Below are 3,609 nucleotides of genomic sequence, written 5' to 3'. Positions count from 1 at the left end.
CACGGTGGCGGAGCTGGCGATCGAGCGGGCGAAGCGTCTGGTCGAGTTGGGCCACGACGTGGTCGTGCTGCTCGACTCCCTGACCCGGCTGGGCCGCGCCTACAACCTGTCGGTCCGCTCGGCCGGTCGTACCCTCTCCGGCGGGGTGGACGTGGCCGCGCTCAACCCGCCGAAGCAGTTGCTCGCGGCGGCCCGCGCGGCCGAGGAGGGCGGCTCGCTGACCATTCTCGCCTCGGCACTGGTGGAGACCGGTTCGGCCGCCGACACGCTCATCTACGAGGAGTTCAAGAGCACCGGGAACGCGGAGCTGAAGCTGGACCGGTCACTCGCCGACCGGCGTACGTTCCCCGCCGTCGACCTCCGGGCCTCCAGCACCCGGCGGGAGGAGCTGCTGCTCACCGCGGTGGAGCGGCACTGCCTGCGAAGCCTGCGCTCGGCGCTGTCCCAGGTGGACCGCCTGGCGGCCGCGGACCAGCTGGTGCAGCAGCTTGCGGCCACCCCGGGCAACGCGCACTTCCTGGCCCGGCTGGCCGCCACCGCGCCCGGCTATGCTCGGACGCCGTGACGGAACAGGCAGACAATCGTGCACCGACCGTACGGCAGCTGCGCCTGGTGGTGGAGGCCGAGGACTACGACGCGGCGGTCGCGTTCTTCCGCGACGCCCTGGGCCTGCCCGAGCAGGCGTACTCCGGCGGCGACGGCGCGCGAGTGGTGATCCTCGAGGCGGGCCGGGCCACCCTGGAGCTGGCCAACCCGGCGCAGAGGCGCATGATCGACGAGGTGGAGGTCGGCCGGCAGGTCGCGCCCCGGTTGCGGGTGGCGTTCGAAGTGGACGACAGCCGGGCGGTGACCGACCGCCTGGTCGCCGCGGGCGCCACCGAGATCGCCCCGCCCACCGTCACGCCGTGGCACTCGCTCAACGCCCGCCTCGACGTTCCGGCGGGCCTGCAGCTCACCGTCTTCCAGGAGCTGCGCTCGGCCGAGGAACGTGCCACCCTGGACGGTTTCGGCACCGAGACCTGACGCATCCGGGTGGCGTCCCGCTGCCCGGCCCGGCGATACTCTGCCGCGTGCCCGACCCCGACCCGATCCTGACCCCCGCCCAGGCCGCCGCCCTCCGGCACGTTCGCGACGTCGCGCTGCGGGACCGGCCGGCGGCGCTCGCCGTCATCGGCCGGCACCTGGCCGACTCCGGCGCCGGGTACCGGCCGGCGGAGCTGGTCGAGGCGGTCGCCCGGCACGGCCGGCTGACCCTCAACTTCCACCCGGACCGGCTGCTGCGCGACGGCCGCGCCGTCGCCGAGGCGCTCGATCAGGAGGACGTCTACCGCAGCCAGTTCGAGACGGGCATCTCCAACGGCGGACTGACCGCCTTCCCCGGCGGGGACCGCGACCGGTGGGAGGACAAGCTGTTCGGCGGGGCGTACCAGCGGCCCGGGGCGCTGCCCGCCGAGCGCCCCAAGTACGGCGGACTGAACCTGCTGGACCACCCGGACGGTGCCTGCCCCCGGTTCGGCTCCTGCCATCTGCGGCTACGTCCCGAGGTTCTCGCGCGGGCCACCTTCAGCTTCGGGGACACCTACGCCGAGCCGTCGGAGTTCGGCACGGTGGACGTCTTCGAGCCGGTGCTCGCCGCCCTGCTCACGGCCACCGCCGACACCGGCGTCAGTCTCGGCGTGGCCGGCATGGACACCGGCACGCTGCTGCAGACGCTGCTCCGCCGGCGGGAACGGGCGTCGTACGCCGCCGGGCGTGCCCTGGACGACTACATCGAGGCGCAGATCCACGGCGAACTGAGCCTCGCCCGGGACGTCGAGGCCCTCGTGGTCGACCCGTCGTTCCGGGGCACCGACGTGGCACGGATCCTCGCCGGCATCGCCGACCGGAACGGTTTCCCGCTCACCTGGCACGCCGGGTTCGAGCTGCCGGTCGACGGCGTAGACGCGGAGTTCCGCGGGCCGGCGATCCCGCCCCTCGCGGCCCGGGTGCACGCCGAGTTCGCCCGGCCGGGTGAGCCGGTCGACGCCGCCCTGATCGGCCGGGCGGCCGCGTCGGTGGTCACCGAGCCGGAACGCTGGGCCGACCGGGGGCCCACCGAGGTCACCCTCCAGCACCTCAAGCAGCTCTGGCACATCCTGGTCTGGTTCGGCGCCCCGGCGGCCCGCTGACCTGCACGCGCCGTTTCGCCGGTGCCGCGCGCCTGGTGCCGGCTCGACCGATTTCCGCGGTGACCTGGGCCGCAGCCTGCCGTCACTCCGGCATATCCGGAATGACCGACAGGTCGAGCTGGTTGTGTCCCCCGTACCGCCGGATCGCAAACCCGTACCGGCCAGTAGTTCCCCCGAGGGCGCTCACCCCGGAGCGCGTCCTAACGATCGAAAGGGCAACCATCGTGAAGCAGACCTTCACTCGATGGCTCCCCGCCATCGCGAAGACCGCCGTGGCGAAGACCGCCATCGCAAAGACCGACATCGCGAAGACCGCGGTCGTAAAGGCCGCCGCCGCGACGACCGCCGCCGCGAAGGCCCCGAACCGCCGGGCCGCGCTGACCGTCGCGGGCGTTGCCGCCCTGGGCGGCCTGGCGTTCGGCCCCACGGCCCTCGCCGCGCCGGTGACCAGCGGCCCGCACGCGGGCGCCGTGGCCGCCATCGACCTCGCCACCGGCAAGAAGACCGCCACCGCCACCGATGCGGTGAAGCCCGCTCAGACCACCGGCGGCGACAAGGTCCCCGCCAAGGCCAACCAGCCGAGCCGGGAAGAGCTCATCCCGCACGGCGTCGAGGGCGCCCAGTCGCGCATCCCGCTCGACGACGCGCAGCTCGACAACGCCAAGGCCATCGTCAAGGCGGCCAAGGAGACCGGCGTCGGGGAGCGGGGCGCCGTCATCGGCGTCGCGACCTCGCTGCAGGAGTCGAAGCTGTACAACCTCGGCCACCTCGGCACGTACAACGACCACGACTCGGAGGGCCTGTTCCAGCAGCGCCCGTCGTCCGGTTGGGGTACGCCTGAGCAGGTCACCGACCCCGACTACGCCAGCAAGGCGTTCTTCAACGCACTGAAGAACGTCGGCGGCTGGCGGGACCTGCCGCTGACCGCGGCCGCGCAGACGGTCCAGGTGTCGGCCTTCCCCTACGCGTACGCGCAGTGGGAGGAGCAGGCCGCGGACATCGTCCAGCAGCTCTGGTAAGTCCTCTTCCGACCGGCCGGTCCCTGTCCTCAGGGGCCGGCCGGTTCGCGTCTGCGGCGCGTCCTCGTCCCGCGCCCTGCTGGCCGTCGCCCCGGCGTCCGTTCCGCCATCGTTGATCGGCTCGGGTTGCCTCATGGCGCGGTGTCGGCCGTGCGGAATGCCCCGGTCTGCGCTGTGCAGGGAGACTCAAACTGCGCCACGGCCGACCTGAGGCTGGCCGGGGGGCGTTCTGCCCGGTGCGCTGCCGGTGATGGGATGCAGCATCCTGGCCGCCTCCGGGCTCGGGTTGCGGCATGTCGCGGTGTTGCGGGCGGAACTGACCGGGTGGTCTCGGGTTGCGGCAGGTGGAGGTGTTGCAGGCGGCGTGGGTGGGTGGTCGGCTCGGGTTGCGGCAGGTTGGGGTGTGGGCCGTGCGGGATACG

The 3,609-nt window shown here is 73.3% G+C and carries 3 protein-coding genes and 1 pseudogene; all 4 read left to right on the top strand.

Annotation, left to right across the window (positions count from 1 at the left end):
* Positions 1-565: pseudogene (locus tag ACL02O_RS33820) on the top strand (transcription termination factor Rho); the annotation flags it as partial.
* Positions 562-1,023 carry a VOC family protein gene (locus tag ACL02O_RS33815; protein WP_412822253.1) on the top strand — a complete coding sequence of 154 codons (462 nt, stop codon included), beginning with the start codon at positions 562-564 and terminating at the stop codon, positions 1,021-1,023. The pseudogene ACL02O_RS33820 and the gene ACL02O_RS33815, both read left to right, overlap by 4 nt.
* A gap of 47 nt (positions 1,024-1,070) precedes the next feature.
* On the top strand, positions 1,071-2,168 hold the full coding sequence (locus ACL02O_RS33810; RefSeq protein WP_412822252.1) for a DUF3626 domain-containing protein: 1,098 nt from the start codon (positions 1,071-1,073) through the stop codon (positions 2,166-2,168).
* 224 nt (positions 2,169-2,392) lie between these two features.
* The gene (locus ACL02O_RS33805; protein ID WP_412822251.1) at positions 2,393-3,187 is read left to right on the top strand and encodes a hypothetical protein; all 795 of its coding nucleotides are present in this window, start codon (positions 2,393-2,395) and stop codon (positions 3,185-3,187) included.
* Positions 3,188-3,609 lie beyond the last annotated feature (422 nt).

The organism is Micromonospora mangrovicola, from assembly GCF_047200535.1.
Classification (GTDB): Bacteria; Actinomycetota; Actinomycetes; order Mycobacteriales; family Micromonosporaceae; genus Micromonospora.
The sequence above is the reverse complement of the archived record's forward strand: the minus strand, read 5'-3'. Positions and strand labels throughout refer to the sequence as shown.